Source organism: Sphingomonas sp. (assembly GCF_017744835.1).
Classification (GTDB): domain Bacteria; phylum Pseudomonadota; class Alphaproteobacteria; order Sphingomonadales; family Sphingomonadaceae; genus Sphingomonas.
In genome coordinates, this window is record NZ_JAGIAM010000001.1 from 1200912 (window position 1) to 1217339 (window position 16428).

A 16428-nucleotide genomic window follows, 5' to 3' on the forward strand; every position below is an offset into this window, starting at 1 on the left:
AATCGAGCAGGAGCCAATAATCAATGAAGCCTCACCCCGCCTTGGCGCCGGGGACGTTGACGCCCATCGACTGGAGGTAGCGCTTCACGTTGCGCGCGGCCTGGCGCAGGCGCTGCTCGTTCTCGACCATGGCGATGCGGACATAACCCTCGCCGTTCTCGCCGTAGCCGACGCCGGGCGCGACCGCGACCTTGGCATGGGTGAGGAGCTGCTTCGAGAATTCGAGGCTGCCGAGATGCGCGAGCGCGGGCGGGAGCGGGGCCCAGGCGAACATCGAGGCGCGCGGGGAGGGAATGTCCCAGCCGGCGCGGGCGAAGCTCTCGACCATCACGTCGCGACGCTTGTGGTAGAGCTGGCGGTTCTTCTCGACGATGTCCTGCGGGCCGTTGAGCGCCGCGCAGGCCGCGGCCTGGACGGGGGTGAAGGCGCCGTAGTCGAGGTACGACTTCACGCGCGTCATCGCCGCGATCAGCTGCTTGTTGCCCACCGCGAAGCCGATCCGCCAGCCGGCCATCGAATAGGTCTTGGAGAGCGAGGTGAACTCGATCGCCACGTCCTTGGCGCCCTTGACCTGGAGGATCGAAGTGGTCGGCTTGCCGTCGTAATAGAGCTCAGAATAGGCGAGGTCGGAGATGATCCAGACCTGGTTCTCCTTCGCCCAGGCGACCAGCCGCTCGTAGAAGGCGATGTCGACGGTCTCGGCGGTCGGGTTCGACGGATAGTTGACCACCAGGATCGACGGGCGCGGCACGGTGAAGGCGATCGCGCGCTCGAGGCTCTCGAAATAGGCGTCGTCGGGCGTCGTCGGCACGGCGCGGATCGTCGCGCCGGCAAGGATGAAGCCGAAAGTGTGGATCGGGTAGCTGGGATTGGGCGCGAGCACGACGTCGCCCGGCGCGGTGATCGCAGTGGCGAGGCTGGCGAGCCCCTCCTTCGACCCCATCGTCACGACGACTTCGGTCTCGGGATCGACCTCGACCCCGAAGCGGCGACCGTAATAATTGGCCTGGGCGCGGCGCAGGCCGGGAATGCCCTTCGACGCCGAATAGCCGTGCGCGTCGGGCTTGCGGGCGACTTCGCACAGCTTCTCGATCACGTGATCGGGCGGCGGCAGGTCCGGGTTGCCCATGCCGAGATCGATGATGTCCTCGCCCGCCGCACGCGCCGCTGCCCGCATCGCGTTCACTTCGGCGATGACATAGGGGGGCAGGCGTTTGATGCGGTAGAATTCTTCGGACATCGTCCCTCTCGCTGAATTTGAGATAGCGGCCGGTGTAGGCCGCAGGGCGTTGTACGTCATTACCGCGTCATCTGGAATGACGAACGGCGTGTCGCGCGTTAGAAGCAAAACTTCACAGCGAGGACCCGCATGGCCGAGACCGAAGCACCGACGAATCCGAGCCTGGAGGACCTCCAGCACTGGACCTGGGTGCTGGGCAGGGCACAGCAGATGATGCTCGAGCACGGCTTCGACCTGGTGGAGAATCGCGCCGCCAAACAGGCGTTCGGCGCGATGCTCGATCCCACGGCGGCGGTGCGCGCGGGCGCGGGCTTCTGGGCGGACACGCTCCAGCTGTGGCAGCGCTTCCTCGATCCGGCCCATGCGGCGCCGTTCGAGGAGACCCCCGAACAGGCGAAGGACAGGCGGTTCAAGGCGCCGCAGTGGCGCGAGGAGCCGGTGTTCGACTTCCTGCGCCAGAGCTATTTCGTCGTCGCCGACCATCTGCTGAAGGGCGTCGACGCGCTGGAAGGCGTCGATCCGAGGCAGAAGGAGCAGATCCGCTTCGCGACGCGCGGCTTCATCGACGCGATCAGCCCGACCAACTTCCCCGCGACCAACCCGCAGGTGCTCGAGAAGATCGTCGAGACCAAGGGCGAGAGCCTCTTGAAGGGGCTCCACAACATGCTCGGCGACCTCGCCAAGGGGCAGATGACCCAGACCGACCCCAATGCCTATGAGGTCGGGCGCAACATGGCGACGACCCCCGGCAAGGTGGTCAAGCGCACGTCGCTCTACGAGCTGATCCAATATTCACCGGCGACCGACGAGGTGATCGAGACGCCGCTGGTCATCTTCCCGCCGTGGATCAACCGCTTCTACATCCTCGACCTCAACCCCGAGAAGAGCTTCGTCCGCTGGGCAGTAGAGCAGGGGCTGACCGTGTTCGTCGTCTCGTGGAAGTCGGCCGACGCCACCATGAAGGACGTGGTGTGGGACGATTATGTCGAGCGCGGGCAGATCGACGCGATCGACACGGTGCGCGAGCTGCTGGACGTGCCCAGCGTCCATGCGATCGGCTATTGCGTGGCGGGGACGACGCTGGCGGCGACGCTGGCGGTGCTCGCGGCGCGGGGCCAAGCCGACCGCGTGAAGAGCGCGACCTTCTTCACGGCGCAGGTCGACTTCACCGAGGCGGGCGACCTGTCGATGTTCGTCGACGACGACCAGCTCGCGCTGATCCGCACGCTGGGCGCCGAAGGGTTCCTCGACGGGCGCTACATGGCCGCGACCTTCAACCTGCTGCGCGGGCGCGACCTGATCTGGAACTACGTCACCAACAACTACCTGATGGGGCAGGACTATGCGCCGTTCGACCTGCTCCACTGGAATTCGGACGTCACCAACCTGCCGGCGCGCTGGCACCTGAGCTATCTCACCGATCTTTATCGCGACAACAAGCTGGCGGTGGCGAACGCGCTGTCGATCGCGGGGACGCCGATCGACCTCGGCCGGGTGACGACGCCGGCCTATGTCCAGGCGGGACGCGAGGACCATATCGCGCCGGCGCAGAGCGTGTGGAAGATCACCCACCACTTCAAGGGCCCGTTGCGCTTCGTGCTCGCGGGCTCGGGCCACATCGCCGGGGTGGTCAATCCGCCCGCGGCGGGCAAATACCAGTATTGGGTCAATGAGGAGAAGGTCGACACGCTCGCCGAGTTCCTGGCGGGTGCGCGCGAGACCAAGGGGAGCTGGTGGCCCGACTGGATCGGCTGGATCACCGGGCTCGACTCGACCAAGGTGCCGGCCAAAGGCGCGCGCGTGCCGGGCGAGGGCAAGCTGGAGGCGCTCGGCGATGCTCCGGGCAGCTATGTCAGGGTCCGGTAAAGCTACGAATTCGTGGCAGAGAATGGCTCTTTCCGTAACGGAAATGGCAATTTTGTTGCGATGCACAAATTTCCTTGAAAAGCTGCGCGGGACCGCATACATGCTGCAATGCAGCAATAGCCAGGGGACCGACTCACATGGCCACCAAGGGACCGAAGACCGGCACGGCAAAGCCCGCCGCCGCTCCGAAGCCTGCGGCGCGCGCCAGCAAGCAGGCCGCGCCCAAGGTTGAAGCTGCCGCCGCCGCGGCTGAGAAGCCCGCGCCGGTCGCCGAGGCCGAGACGCACGTCCCAGCCCCTGCGCCCGAGCCGGTCCCGGCCCTGGAGGCAGCGTCGCAGGAAACAGAAACGACCATCGAGACCGTGGCAGAGCCGATCGAAGCCGCCGCGGAAACCGTCAACGAAGCCGCCGCGGCCATCGAGCACGTCGCCGCCCCGGCCCTCGTCAAGGAAGCACGCACCATGGAAACCACGATCGAGAACAACACCGTCAAGGCCCAGGCCTTCTTCGCCGACATCAACGAGCGCACCAAGGCCGCCGTCGAGAAGTCGACCAAGCTGGTCGAGGAAGCCAATGAGTTCGCCAAGGGCAACCTCGAGGCGGTCGTCGAGTCGAGCCGCATCGCCGCCAAGGGCTTCGAGGCGCTCGGCCAGGAAGCCGCCGAGTATAGCCGCAAGTCGTTCGAGAGTGCGACCGCCGCGCTGAAGACGCTCGCCGCCGTCAAGTCGCCGACCGAATTCTTCAAGCTGCAGAGCGACTATGTCCGCAGCGCGTTCGATTCGTACGTCGCCGAGACCTCGAAGAACACCGAGGCGGTCCTCAAGCTCGCCGGCGACGCCGCGCAGCCGATCTCGAACCGCTTCGCGGTCGCGGTCGAAAAGGCGAAGGTCGTCGCCTGACGCATCTTCGCTGAGCGAAAGCACAGTTGGGGCGGCTGCCGTTACGGCGGCCGCCCTTTTCTTTTCGCGCCCGGATCGGCCAAGCGGAATTTTCGTTTTGGACCGGGGCAGTTCCGCGCCGCGTGGCGCGTGCGCGGCCTTGCCTCGCTCCCGGCGAACCCATATTTTTGAGCCGCGATGATTGAACGCACCCACTACGAAATCCGCATGGCCGAGGACGGCGACGACGACGACAATGGCGGGCGCGACCCGTCGGTCGGCCTGGCGACGCGCACGCGCACGCGCACCAAGAAGCCGACGCCCTACCGCGTGCTGATGCTCAACGACGACTACACGCCGATGGAGTTCGTGGTGCTGGTGCTCCAGCGCTTCTTCCGCATGAACATGGAAGAGGCGACGCGCGTGATGCTGCACGTCCACCAGCGCGGCGTGGGGGTGTGCGGCGTGTTCAGCTATGAAGTCGCCGAAACCAAGGTCAGCCAGGTGATCGACTTCGCGCGGCAGAACCAGCACCCGCTGCAGTGCACGCTGGAGAAGGCGTAGGGCTCCCGGGATTTCCCCTCCTGCAAGGGAGGGGATTTAGGGGGGGGCGGCGCGCGAGGCTCGATGCCTCGACCGGCGCTTTCTGACGAGCAGTTGTTGAGTCTTTTTGAGCGCGCGGACGCGCACCCACCCCCCGCCCCTCCCTTTCAGGGAGGGGAGTTTTATGGGTTAGCCCGTCGCTCTCGGCAGCCAGTCGAGGTCGAGGCCTTCGTAGCGATTGACGTAGTTAGCAGCGCGGGCGAGCGCGCGTTCGTCGAGGAGCGACACCTTGCCGGCCTCGCGCGCGATCAGCCCGTCTTCCTCGAGCTGGCGGAGCATGCGGTTGACGTGCACCGCCGTGAGGCCGGTCGCGTCGCCGATCTCCTCCTGCGTCAGCCCGAGCGGGAAGACGTTGGCGATGCACTTGTCGGTGGCGCGCAGGCGATTGCGCAGCTCGAGCAGCAGCGCGGCGACGCGCGCCTTTGCGCTGGTACGGCCGAGCGCGGCAAGCCGATCGGTGAGCGCGACGCGCTCGATCTGCGAATAGACCAGGATCATCGCGGCGAGGCGCGGATGCTCGACCATGATCCGCGACAGCACGGCGCGGTCGAACGGGCAGACCACGCAGTCCGAAAGCGCCGCCAGCGTCTCGGTCGCCTCGCGGTAGATCGCGCTGGAGACGCCCAGCATGTCGCCCGGGAAATGGAAGCGCAGGATCTGCCGGCTGCCGTCGTCGAGCAGCACATAGCTCATCATCACGCCCTTGCGCAGGATGAAGAGCTCGCCCCCCGCCTCGTTCTCGCGCTGAAGCACCGCCCCGCGGCGCACGTGCCGCTGGCGTTCCTCGAGCTGATCCAGAGCGCTGCGTTCGCCCGAGGTCAGTTCGATGAGCTCACTCAATACGTCCGCAAAGCAACTAGCTGACACGCATACCCCCCGGTTCGTGTCCAAAGCATTGCTGTGGAATCAATGCATTAAAATCGATCAAGCCGTTTTCTCGGTCCGTCGCGCTTGCGCCGCTCCAACCAGCCATTAGAAGCTCCGCCATGGACCGGATCCTCATTCGCGGCGGCAACCGCCTCTCAGGCAAAATCCCCATTTCGGGCGCGAAGAACTCGGCGTTGACGCTGATGCCTTGCGCGCTGCTCACGGATGAGCCCCTTACTCTCAGAAATCTTCCACGTCTCGCAGATGTCGACGGTTTCGGGCATCTTCTCAACGAGCTGGGTGCCTCGACCGCAGTCGAAGGGACGCGTCCGCAGGACTTCGGGCGCGTGATGACGATTCGCGCCGGGCGGCTGACGTCGACGGTCGCGCCCTATGACATCGTCCGCAAGATGCGCGCGTCGATCCTGGTGCTCGGCCCGGTGCTCGGCCGCGCGGGCGAGGCGACCGTCTCGCTTCCCGGCGGCTGCGCGATCGGCAACCGCCCGATCGACCTCCACCTCAAGGCGCTCGAGGCGATGGGCGCCGAGATCGAGCTGACCGCGGGCTATGTGAAGGCAGTCGCGCCGGGCGGACGGCTGCCGGGCGGGCGCTTCCGCTTCCCCGTCGTGTCGGTGGGCGCGACCGAGAATGCGCTGATGGCGGCAGTCACCGCCAAGGGCGGCACGGTGCTTCACAATGCCGCGCGCGAGCCCGAGATCGTCGACCTGTGCCGGCTGCTCGTCGCGATGGGCGCCTCGATCGACGGCATCGGCACCGAGACGCTGGAGATCGAGGGCCGCGACCGGCTGCACGGCGCGACCTATGCCGTGATGCCCGACCGCATCGAGGCGGGCAGCTATGCCTGCGCCGCGGCGATCACCGGCGGTGACGTCGAGCTGGTCGGCGCCGCCGCCGAGGACATGCGCGCGACGCTCGACGCGCTGGTCGAGGCTGGCGTCACCGTCGAGGAGAAGCAGGGCGCGATCCGCATCGCCGCCGACAACGGCCTCAAGCCGCTGACGCTCTCGACTGCGCCCTTCCCGGGCTTCGCGACCGACATGCAGGCGCAGTTCATGGCGATGCTGTGCATGGCCGAGGGCGCAAGCGTGCTCACCGAGACGATCTTCGAGAACCGCTACATGCACGTGCCCGAGCTGGCGCGGATGGGCGCGCACATCGAAGTGCGAGGGCGCACCGCAGTGGTGCACGGCCCGAGCAAGCTGGTCGGCGCGCCGGTGATGGCGACCGACCTGCGCGCATCGATGAGCCTGATCCTCGCCGGGCTGGCAGCCGAGGGCGAGACGCAGGTCAACCGCGTCTATCACCTCGATCGCGGGTACGAGCGGCTCGAGGAGAAGCTGCAGGCGGTGGGCGCGGACATCGAGCGCGTCGGGGACGGTTAGAATTTCCTTTCCCCTCCCTGAAAGGGAGGGGTTAGGGGTGGGTGCCGAGCGAAGCGAGGCTCCTGCCGCTGCGTGGGAGCGCGACCCTGTGGGCCGCGCACCCACCCTCAGCCCCTCCCTTTCAGGGAGGGGAGCTTGGTTGCGCTCTAGCGCACCGTGCTTTCGGAGAAGGGCCGGGCGGCCCTGGACGTGGCCCAGCTTTTGTTCGGCGTCGCCTGCATGGTGAAGCGCAGCTCGCCGCCGGCGGTGATCTCTTCGTGGGTGATATAGCTGCGTGGCAGCGGCTTGCCGTTGAGCGTGACGCGGCCGATGTAGCGGTTGGCGTCCGACAGATTTTCCGCAATCACAGTGAAGCGCTTGCCGTTCGGCAGGTTGAGCGCGGCGCGGTTCGCGAAGGGGCGACCGATCACATATTGGTTCGAACCCGGCGCGACGGGGTAGAAGCCGAGGCCGGTGAAGACCAGCCAGGCCGACATCTGGCCGAGATCGTCGTTGCCCGACAGGCCGTCGGGCGCCGCCTTGTACTGGCTCTCGACGATCTGCCCGAGCCGCTCCTGCGTCCGCCAGGGCTGGCCGGCGAAGGCATAGAGATAGGCGACATGGTGGCTCGGCTCGTTGCCGTGGATGTACTGGCCGATCAGCCCGGCGATGTCCTCGGCATGGCTGTAGTCGAGCTTCGAATTGTCGAACTCGAACATCGCGTCGAGCTTGCGCACCGCCGCCGCGTCGCCGCCGAGGAGGCGGAACATCGTCGCCTGATCGTGGGGGACGAACCACGAATATTGCCAGGCGTTGCCCTCGGTATAGTCCGAGCCATAGTTGATCGCAGTGGGGTCGAAGGGGGTGCGGAAAGACCCGTCGGCCTTGCGGGCGCGCAGGAAGCCGGACTTGGCGTCGAAGCTGTTGCGCCAATAGCCGGCGCGCTTCTCGAATGCCGCAGCGACCTCGGGCTTGCCGAGCGCGCGGGCCATGCGGGCGATCGTCCAGTCGTCATAGGCATATTCGACGGTCTTGGAGGCGGCTTCGGGCTCCTTGTCGATGGGGACGAAGCCGAGCTTCTGGTACCAGTCGAGCCCGCCATAGGGGCCGTAGGTGGCGCTCCTGACCATCGCGTCGAGCGCGCGGGTGCCGTCGAAGCCGCGCACGCCCTTGAGATACGCGTCTGCGATCACCGGCACGGCGTGATAGCCGATCATCGTCCAGGTCTCGCGGCCGTGGAACTGCCAGACGGGGAGGATGCCGAAGGGGCTGTGCTCCTGGCTGGCGAGCAGCGAGTTGACGAAATCGGCGTTGCGGCGCTCGGGCTGGACGAGGAGCAGGAGCGGGTGCTCGGCGCGGAACGTGTCCCACAGCGAATAGGTCGAGTGGAAAGTGAAGCCCCGGGCCTGGTGGACCTGGTCGTCGGGCCCGCGGTAGCGGCCGTCGGCGTCGGAGAAGACGCTCGGCGCCATCAGCGCGTGGTAGAGGCCGGTGTAGAGCATGGTGCGCATCGGCGCGGGGGCGTCGATGTCGAGCGCAGCCAGCGCCTGGTCCCATGCGGTGCGGGTCTGGGCGCGGATCGCGTCGAAATCGCCGGGCTCGCTGTCGAGATTGGCGAGGGCGGCGTCTTCGTCGACGCTCGAGAGCGCGACCTTGAGCTCGAGCGGAGCCGGGAGCGCGCCGAAGTCGAGCCGGGCGACGAGCGCGCGGCCCTGGAGCTGGGCGACATCGTCGCGGTCGCGGCCGGGGCCTTGGAAACCCTTGTAGGGGATATTCTCCTCGCGGTTGAGGAAGGCGTGGCCGGTGAGCGGGGCGGAGGGGCGGATCGCGAAATAGAGTTTCCGGGCCGGTGCCCAGCCGCGGGTTTCGCGCGCGCCGGTGATCGCGCCGTCCGGGCGGAGGCGGATCGAGGACCAGAGCGTCTTGCCGGGATAATTGTAGAGGCCGCTGCGCAGGTCGAGGATCAGGTGTGCGGGAGCGCCGGCGGGGAAGGCGTAGCGGTGGACGCCGACGCGCGTGCCGGCGGTCATCTCGGCGCGGATGTTCGGGTCTGCCAAGGTAACGGCGTAATAGCCGGGGCGCGCGGTCTCGGTCGCATGGTCGAAGTGCGAGCGGTAGCCGGAGCCGGGCTTGGCGGGGTCGCCGGGTTCGAGCGGCACGGTGTCGCCGACTGCGGGCATGACGAGGAAGTCGCCGAGGTCCGAATGGCCGGCGCCCGAGAAATGGGTGTGCGAGAATCCCTGGATCGTCGGGTCGTCGTGGCGATAGCCGGCGGCATGGCCGTAGCAGTCGCGGATCTGGCAACCGGTGTCGGTGTCCGGGCTGAGCTGGACCATGCCGAAGGGCGCGACCGCGCCGGGGAAGGTGTGGCCCTCGCCGCCGGTGCCGATGAACGGGTCGACGCTGTCGTACGCGGTCTGCGCGGCGAGCGGGGAGGCGGCGAGGCCGAAGGCGGCGAGCGCGAGGGTGGCGCGGCGGGCGAGGGCGAGCATGCGGCGGTTAGAGCATGGGCGGGCCGCAACGTCATCCCCGCGCAGGCGGGGACCTGCACGGGGATGACGGGACGGCCTATTTCTTCGTCAGCGCGATTCCGGCCTGGACGAGCTCGATGTAGCTCGGGCTCATGTTCACGACATATTCGTTCTCGCCCCAGAAGAAGGGCCAGTCCTCGCGGTTCTCGGGGTAATCGGGCTTGAGGATGAGCACGCCCGGCACCACGCCGCCCGCGATGAAGGAGAAATCGGCGCGGTTGTTGCCATAGGCGATCTCCTTCGAGCGCGTGCCCACGCCCGAGACGAACGACAGGTTCGATCCCGGATGCGTGCCGTGGAGATAGTCGAGCGCGCGGAACACCGCCTGGCCGTCGCTGAGCTTCGGGAAGGCCTTGTGGATCGCATAGTCGGTGAGGCCGGTCTGGATCACCGCGCCGTTGCCCGCCCAGCCGCCGGTGGTGATCGGCACGCCGTAGGGGTTGGGTCCGGTGAAGCTCGTCCCATTGGCCTTGAGCGCGCGCACCGCGGCCTCGACCTTCGTGCGATAGGCGGCTGGCATGAAGGGCAGCGCCTGGAGCGCGGTCGGGGCGTAGAAGGGGAAGCGTTCGGCGATCTGCGGCCACAGCGCATCAATGCGCGCGGCGTATTGCTTGTCCTTCGTCGTCGCGAGCAGCTCGACCGCGGCGGTGAATTCCTCGCCGGGCAGCCAGCCGCCGGTGGTGTTGCCGTGGCTGAAGGTGTTGGGCGCGTGGCTGTGCTCCTCGCTCCACACCTGGGTGGCGAGCTTGAGCGCCTTGTCGGCAAGCGCGTCGTTGTAGCCCCTGAGCGCGCGGCTCGACGCGGCGAGCGCGGCGGCCGAGCCATAGTTGAGCGCGCTGGACTTGCTGGTGAAGACCCAGCGATCGTCGGGCGTGCCGCTCTTGCCGTCGCGGCGCTCGCCATATTTGAGGCTGGGATCGTAGACCAGCCCGTCGGTCTTGGACGCGGCGTCGCCGAGGTGCGTATATTGCGCGACGTTGGGCTCGACCACGCCGTGCACGGCATAGCCGACCGCGTCGTACATCGAGGCGAGATAGAGCGTGCCGTGCTCGATCTGCTGGAGCAGGTCGGGCTTGCCGTCGGGAACGTGCATCTCGACGTGGCGCAGCTCGTGGTCGACCAGCGTCTGGTCGCGCGTGGGCTTATAGTCCTCCCAGATGCCGACAAGCGTGCGGATCACGGCATATTGGGTCTGGGTGCGGATGTCGAAGTCGCCCGCGTCGAGCCAGCCGCCGACGTTGAGCCCGGGGATGTGCTCGCCGGGCTGGAACTTGGTGTCGGTGGTCGGACCCTGGCGGTAGAGGTCAATGTGCTCGTGGTTGACCGGCGCCTGGCGCGCGTCGTCGCGGTGGCTGTCGCCATGCCAGACTCGATAGGCCTCGTTGACGAGCATATGGTCCATCTGGACGGGCAGATAGACGTCGAGGCTCGGGTGCCAGGCGGCGTCGTACACGTCCGCGCCGATGCGGAAGGTGGCGGTGCGCTGGCCGGCATATTCGAGCTGGTAGACGCCCGGCTCGCGGACCTGGCTAAAGTCGAAGGTCGCGTAATTGTAGCGCAGATACTTGCCCCAGGGCTTGGGCGCGCCGGCGGCGGCCTCGACCGTGTCGCCCTTGTCGGTGACGCGGAGCAGGCGGACGTCGCCCTTGACCGAATCATTGGCGTCGAGCTCGATGACTGCGGTCTTGGCCTGGGCGGGCGTGTAGCCGACCTGCGAATGGCCGATCACCGGCGCGCGCAGCCAGCCGGGCACGCTGCTGGGGGTGAGCGTCCATTCGAGCACGCGGCCGGTCTTGCCGGCGGGGATCAGGCTGCGGACGACGAACCAGCCGTTCTGCGCCTGGTTGCGGCCGTCGTAGAGGCTGAGATCGCCCGTCGCCGCCTCGATCCGCACGCGGTGCGCGGGGTCCTCGGGCGCGAGCACCAGCGTCCTGGCAGTGGCCATCGGCAGCGGCTCGGCGCCGGGGCCGATGTCGCGCCCGCTTGCGGCATTGCGCTCGCCGCCCGCGGTCATGTCGCTCGACGGATAGACGGGGAAGGCGCCGCCCTTGCCGTCGGCCAGGAAGCTCCGGTGGAAATAGGCCGAGGGCACGAACTCGAGATTGAACCCCGCCTTGCCCGCGAGCGCCGCGGTAAGCGGCTGGTCGAGGACGATGGCGAGCTTGACCGCCTCGCCCGCGCGCTCGGCGCGGACGCGGTAGCGGAAGTTGTATTCGGGATATTCGAGCAGCGCCTCGATCGTGCCCGTCGCGGCATCGACCTTGCGGTCGACCAGCCGGCCGATCGGGTCCCACTGGCCGGGCGTGGCGGAGAGGCGGACGTCGCCGTTGGTGGCGATGCGATCGCCCTGCTGGATCAGCTCGACGCCGCTGATCTTGGCGTCGGCGAAGAGGCCGTCGTACCAGTTGGAGAAGACGAGGACATTGGCGCCGCGCGCCTCGAAATAGCCGGCGTCGCCGAGCCGGATCTGCTTCTGCTCTTCCTGCGCCTGGGCCTGCGCCCCCAGCATCACCGTCGCCAGCATCGATGCGCCCAACAGGCGCCGCGCCATTTTGCCCTTCACTCTGCTCTCCTTTATGGCAGGTTCGAACCTGCGCTGTCGTTGCGTTAGCGCTAACACAGGAAATTGGGGCGGGGGAAGCCCGGAGGTATGGTGAATCAGAACAACGTACTGGCGGGCCGCCAAGCGGTCTGGGCCTTCGTCCTGGGCTGCGCGGCGGTGACTGCGGGCGTGCTGATGCACATCCCCATGTTCCTGATGGGCCGCGACATGCACTTCATGCTCGCCGGCATGCCGATGGGTTGGGACATGGTCGCCGGCATGGGGCTGATCGTCCTCGGGGTGGCGGTCGCCGCCTATGGGCTGCTGCCGCGCGGCGTGGGCGCGCACCGGACCGCCACGACCGGGATCGAGATCGCCGCGCCCGAGGATGCGCACCTCGGTTTCGCGCACTGGCGGCTGATGACGGTGCTGGTCGTCGCGCTGGTGATCGACGTGATGAAGCCGGCATCGCTGGGATTCACCGTGCCCGGCATGGTCGCCGAATATCAGGTGGGCAAGGCGACCGTCTCGCTCGTCCCCTTCTTCGCACTGATCGGCACGGTGGTCGGGTCGGTGGTCTGGGGCGTGATCGCCGACATCTACGGGCGCAAGGCATCGATCCTGCTCTCCGCAGTGATGTTCGTCGGCACCTCGATCTGCGGGGCGATGCCGAGCCTCGCCTGGAACATCGGCATGTGCTTCATGATGGGTGCGGCGGCGGGCGGCATGCTGCCGGTGACCTATGCGCTGCTCGCCGAGATGATGCCGAGCAAGCACCGCGGCTGGAGCCTGGTGCTGGTCGGCGGGCTGGGCGCGGTCGGCGGCTATTTCGCCGCGAGCGGCTTCTCGGCGCTGCTCCAGCCGACCTTCGGCTGGCGCATCCTGTGGCTGCTCAACCTGCCGAGCGGGCTGCTGCTGGTGGTGCTCGGCGCCTTCATTCCCGAATCGGCCAAGTTCCTGCTCGCCCGCGGCCGGCGCGACGAGGCGGCGCGGGTGATGGCTCAGTTCGGTGCGAGCGTGAAGCGCGTCGCCGCGCCCGCCGCCGCCCCCGCGAAATCCAGCCATGCGCCGCTGCGCGGGGCGAAGCTGGTCGGCAAGCTCGCCGCACTTTCGATCGCGGCGATCTCCTGGGGCCTGATCAACTTCGGCCTGTTGCTGTGGCTGCCCGCCGATCTGGTGAGCAAGGGCTATTCGGTAGAAGTGACGAGCCGGCTGCTGGCCGCTTCGGCGCTGATCGCCTTCCCCACGGTGTTCGTGGCGGCGTTCCTCTACAGCCGGTGGAGCACCAAATGGTCGCTGGTCTCGGCGATCGCAGTGACGCTGCTGGGGCTGCTCGGCGTGATGTGGCTCGAGCTGAGCGGGCGCGGCAGCCCGGTGCTGCCGGTGGCGCTGCTGATCGTCGGATCGAACGGCATCATCGCGATGCTGCTTCCCTATGCCGCCGAGAGCTTCCCGATGCGCGTGCGCGGGCGGGCGACCGGTTGGGTGGCGGCGTGCACCAAGGGCGGCGGCGTCTTCGCGCAGGCACTGTCGATCGTCGCGCTGGTGCCGCCGATGGGGATCGCCGCGGCGATCATCCTCGCGCCCGCGGTAGCCGCGCTGGGCCTGGTCGCCTGGTTCGGCCGCGAGACGCGCGGGGGCGACCTGCGCCAGCTCGACGAGGCGATGGACGAGCCGCTGATCGGCTGAGTTCGCCCGCTCCTGCAATGGCTTGGCGGGAACCATCCCGCTCGCCCGCCGGTTTTTGCGGCGCAGCAGGAGACAAGAACGCATGGCTACTCGCCCCAGCGACGCGCGCGCCGCGCCGTCGTCGCAATTCCTGACCGACAGCTTCCAGCGCGGGCTCGCGCACTGGAATCGCGAGCGGCTCGAGCCGGGATTCCCGAGCGAAGACTGGCAGCGCCAGTTCGAGCGCGACATCCGGATGCAGCGGCTGGAGGGCGCCTTCCTCGAGGAGCTTCGCGCCGAAGTCGCCGACGAAGCGGCGGCGGCTCCCACCGACGTAGAGGGCTTCATCGCCTGGTTCGAGGGGCTGAAGGAAGTGGGGCCGGGACAGGGCGACCCGCTTTTCCCCTGGCTCGCCGAGGCTGCCGACCGCGACCAGCTCCGCTGGTTCTTCGAGCAGGAGGCGGCGGGCGAGGCGGGGTTCGACGACCTTGTCGCGATGACTCAGGTCAAGCTGCCGGTACGGCCCAAGCTCGAGCTTGCGCGCAACTATTGGGACGAGATGGGGCACGGCACGGCCAAGGGCATGCACGGGCCGATGCTCGACGCGCTGGTCGAGACGCTGCGCGTCGACCCGGTGATCGAGAATACCGTGTGGGAGAGCCTGGCGCTGGCCAATGCGATGACCGCGATGGCGACGCAGCGGCGCTATGCCTGGCATTCGGTCGGCGCGCTGGGCGTGATCGAGCTGACTGCGCCGGGGCGCGCGGCGCTGGTCGCCGAAGGGCTGCAGCGCGTCGGGCTGACGCCGAAGGAGGCGCGCTATTTCACGCTCCATGCAGTGCTCGACGTCAAGCACAGCGCAGACTGGAACCGCGAGGCGATCCGCCCGGCAGTGGAGGAAGACCCGCGCCGCGCGACGGCAATGGCGGAAGGCGCGCTGATCCGGCTCAAATGCGGCGAGCGTTGCTTCGAAGCCTATCGCGCGCAGCTCTGGAACTGATCGCGGCGCTTGAGCCGCGCGCGGAAATCGCCTTGTAACATCTTCGCGCCACGCGGGCGGCGAACGGAGGATGGGCGATGCGGTTCCTGGTCGGATTGGTGGCAGCGGCGGCACTCGCCGGCTGCGCGGGGCACGGCGTCTCGCCGCGGGCGGACAGTGCCGCGGCGGGGCCGGTGCGCGTCAAGATCGTCGCGTTCAACGATTTCCACGGCCATCTCGAACCGCCCAAGCTCGCCATCGCGGCGTCGGCCGCGGGCGGCGGCGAAGTGCAGGTGCCCGCGGGCGGCGCGGCGTGGCTGGCGACGGCAGTGGCGACGCTGCGGCGGGGCTATCCCAATTCGGTGGTGGTCTCCGCCGGCGACATGACCAGCGCGAGCCCGCTCGCCTCTTCGCTGTTTCTCGACGAGCCGACGATCACAGCGATGAACCTGGTCGGAGTCGACTTCAACGCCGTCGGCAACCACGAATTCGACCGCGGCCAGCAGGAACTGAAGCGGCTGCAGGACGGGGGCTGCGCCAAGAACACCCAGCGCGAACCCTGCGCGCTCGACCGGTTCGAAGGCGCGCGCTTCCGCTATCTTTCGGCCAATGTCGCGACGGCGCAGGGCGGAACGCTCTTCCCCGCCTATGGCATCCGCACCTTCGGCAGCGGACGGCGGCAGGTGCGCGTCGCCTTCATCGGCATGACGCTGAAGGGCACGCCGAGCCTGGTGATGGCTTCGGGCATCGCCGGCCTGCGCTTCGAGGACGAGGCGGACACGGTCAACGCGCTGGTGCCCAAGCTCAAGGCCGAGGGCGCGGACGCGATCGTCGTGCTGATCCACCAGGGCGGCTATTCCAAGCTCGGCTTCAACGCGCATGGCTGCGACGGGATGACGGGTGACATCTTCCCGATCCTCCAGCGGCTCGATCCGCGCGTCGACCTGGTCGTCTCGGGCCATACGCACGAGGATTATATCTGCGACTATGGGACGGTGGACCCTGGCCGGCCCTTCCTGCTGACCAGCGCGGGCTATGGCGGCACGCTGCTGACCGACATCACGCTCGACGTCGATCCCGTCGCGGGGCGCGTCGTGGCCAAGCACGCCGACAATGTGATCGTGCAGAGCGAGAGCTTCGCGACGAGCAAGGTCAAGGCCGAGGCGACCGACGCCTATCCGCGCTTTTCGCCCGAGCCGCGCGTCGCGGCGCTGGTGGCGCGCTATGCCGAGGCGGCCAAGCGCTTCGCCGAGCGGCCGGTGGGGCGGCTGACCGCGCCGGCGCTGCGCGACACCGACGACATGAAGGAGCAGGTGCTCGGCAATCTCATCGCCGACGCCCAGCTCGCCGCGACCGTCGATCCGCAGGCGGGCGGCGCCGAGATCGCCTTCATGAACCCCGGCGGCGTGCGCGCCGACCTCAACACTCGCGCCGACGGCACAGTGACCTTCGGCGATATCTATGCCGTCCAGCCCTTTGGCAACGTCCTGACGGTGCTGCGCATGACCGGGCGCCAGCTGCGCGCCGTGCTCGAGCAGCAGTTCGACGAGGGAAAGGCGGGCGGACAGTCGCTGCTGCTGGTCTCGCGCGGGTTCAGCTATGGCTTCGACCTGGGGCGGCCGGTGGGGCAGCGCGTGATCGACCCGCGGCTGAACGGCGAGCCGATCGTGGACGAGCGTGTCTATCGCGTCTCGGTGAGCAACTTCCTGGCGAACGGCGGCGACGGCTTCACCAGCTTCGCCGCGGGGACCGATCCGGTGCTGGGGATGACCGACCTGGAGGCGCTGGAGCGTTACCTCGGGCGGGGCGAGGCGGTGACGCCGCCGGCGCTGGGGCGGATACGTGACCTGACCCGACGGTGAGCGTCCCCTC

Annotated in this window: 11 protein-coding genes; 7 read left to right on the top strand and 4 right to left on the bottom strand. The window is 68.2% G+C overall.

Annotated elements, in window-relative coordinates:
• Positions 1 to 31: 31 nt before the first annotated feature.
• Positions 32 to 1240, bottom strand: coding sequence for an LL-diaminopimelate aminotransferase (locus J7500_RS05770; RefSeq protein WP_294060564.1), 1209 nt, complete (start codon positions 1238 to 1240; stop codon positions 32 to 34).
• A 129-nt stretch (positions 1241 to 1369) separates the two neighbouring features.
• Between J7500_RS05770 and J7500_RS05775 the strand changes: the two genes are divergently transcribed.
• The 3 genes from J7500_RS05775 (at position 1370) to clpS (ending at position 4548) form a co-directional block, all read left to right on the top strand.
• Complete coding sequence (locus J7500_RS05775) at positions 1370 to 3106, top strand: class I poly(R)-hydroxyalkanoic acid synthase (RefSeq protein WP_294060565.1); 1737 nt, start codon at positions 1370 to 1372, stop codon at positions 3104 to 3106.
• Positions 3107 to 3243: 137 nt separating this feature from the next.
• Entirely contained in the window at positions 3244 to 4005 is a 762-nt protein-coding gene (locus J7500_RS05780) for a phasin family protein (protein WP_294060566.1), read from the top strand.
• Positions 4006 to 4212: 207 nt separating this feature from the next.
• Positions 4213 to 4548 (top strand): ATP-dependent Clp protease adapter ClpS, encoded by a 336-nt coding sequence (gene clpS / locus J7500_RS05785; protein ID WP_294060701.1) that lies wholly within the window; start codon positions 4213 to 4215, stop codon positions 4546 to 4548.
• 168 nt (positions 4549 to 4716) lie between these two features.
• Here the strand turns inward: clpS and J7500_RS05790 are convergent, their stop codons facing one another.
• Positions 4717 to 5427, bottom strand: a complete 711-nt coding sequence (locus tag J7500_RS05790; protein WP_294060567.1) for a Crp/Fnr family transcriptional regulator — start codon at positions 5425 to 5427, stop codon at positions 4717 to 4719.
• Positions 5428 to 5573: 146 nt separating this feature from the next.
• On the opposite strand from J7500_RS05790, the gene murA reads away from it, so the two are divergent.
• Complete coding sequence (gene murA / locus J7500_RS05795) at positions 5574 to 6857, top strand: UDP-N-acetylglucosamine 1-carboxyvinyltransferase (protein WP_294060568.1); 1284 nt, start codon at positions 5574 to 5576, stop codon at positions 6855 to 6857.
• 146 nt (positions 6858 to 7003) lie between these two features.
• Here the strand turns inward: murA and J7500_RS05800 are convergent, their stop codons facing one another.
• The gene (locus J7500_RS05800; protein WP_294060569.1) at positions 7004 to 9328 is read right to left on the bottom strand and encodes a GH92 family glycosyl hydrolase; all 2325 of its coding nucleotides are present in this window, start codon (positions 9326 to 9328) and stop codon (positions 7004 to 7006) included.
• 76 nt (positions 9329 to 9404) lie between these two features.
• A complete protein-coding gene (locus J7500_RS05805; protein ID WP_294060570.1) occupies positions 9405 to 11930 on the bottom strand; it encodes a glycoside hydrolase family 9 protein in 2526 nt (841 codons plus the stop codon).
• An 87-nt stretch (positions 11931 to 12017) separates the two neighbouring features.
• Here J7500_RS05805 and J7500_RS05810 point away from each other — a divergent pair, with 87 nt between their 5' ends.
• The 3 genes from J7500_RS05810 to J7500_RS05820 all read left to right on the top strand — a co-directional run bounded on the left by J7500_RS05810 (position 12018) and on the right by J7500_RS05820 (position 16418).
• Positions 12018 to 13598, top strand: a complete 1581-nt coding sequence (locus J7500_RS05810; RefSeq protein WP_294060571.1) for an MFS transporter — start codon at positions 12018 to 12020, stop codon at positions 13596 to 13598.
• A gap of 82 nt (positions 13599 to 13680) precedes the next feature.
• A complete protein-coding gene (locus J7500_RS05815; RefSeq protein WP_294060572.1) occupies positions 13681 to 14577 on the top strand; it encodes an iron-containing redox enzyme family protein in 897 nt (298 codons plus the stop codon).
• Positions 14578 to 14654: 77 nt separating this feature from the next.
• Positions 14655 to 16418, top strand: coding sequence for a bifunctional metallophosphatase/5'-nucleotidase (locus J7500_RS05820; RefSeq protein WP_294060573.1), 1764 nt, complete (start codon positions 14655 to 14657; stop codon positions 16416 to 16418).
• The last annotated feature ends 10 nt before the right edge of the window (positions 16419 to 16428 follow it).

Excerpts from the sequence above, each read along its gene's own strand:
- J7500_RS05820 (WP_294060573.1), top strand. The coding sequence starts at position 14,655 with ATGCGGTTCCTGGTCGGATTGGTGGCAGCGGCGGCACTCGCCGGCTGC.
- J7500_RS05770 (WP_294060564.1), bottom strand. The coding sequence starts at position 1,240 with ATGTCCGAAGAATTCTACCGCATCAAACGCCTGCCCCCCTATGTCATC.
- clpS (WP_294060701.1), top strand. The coding sequence starts at position 4,213 with ATGGCCGAGGACGGCGACGACGACGACAATGGCGGGCGCGACCCGTCG.
- J7500_RS05815 (WP_294060572.1), top strand. The coding sequence starts at position 13,681 with ATGGCTACTCGCCCCAGCGACGCGCGCGCCGCGCCGTCGTCGCAATTC.
- J7500_RS05775 (WP_294060565.1), top strand. The coding sequence starts at position 1,370 with ATGGCCGAGACCGAAGCACCGACGAATCCGAGCCTGGAGGACCTCCAG.
- murA (WP_294060568.1), top strand. The coding sequence starts at position 5,574 with ATGGACCGGATCCTCATTCGCGGCGGCAACCGCCTCTCAGGCAAAATC.
- J7500_RS05810 (WP_294060571.1), top strand. The coding sequence starts at position 12,018 with ATGGTGAATCAGAACAACGTACTGGCGGGCCGCCAAGCGGTCTGGGCC.
- J7500_RS05800 (WP_294060569.1), bottom strand. The coding sequence starts at position 9,328 with ATGCTCGCCCTCGCCCGCCGCGCCACCCTCGCGCTCGCCGCCTTCGGC.
- J7500_RS05780 (WP_294060566.1), top strand. The coding sequence starts at position 3,244 with ATGGCCACCAAGGGACCGAAGACCGGCACGGCAAAGCCCGCCGCCGCT.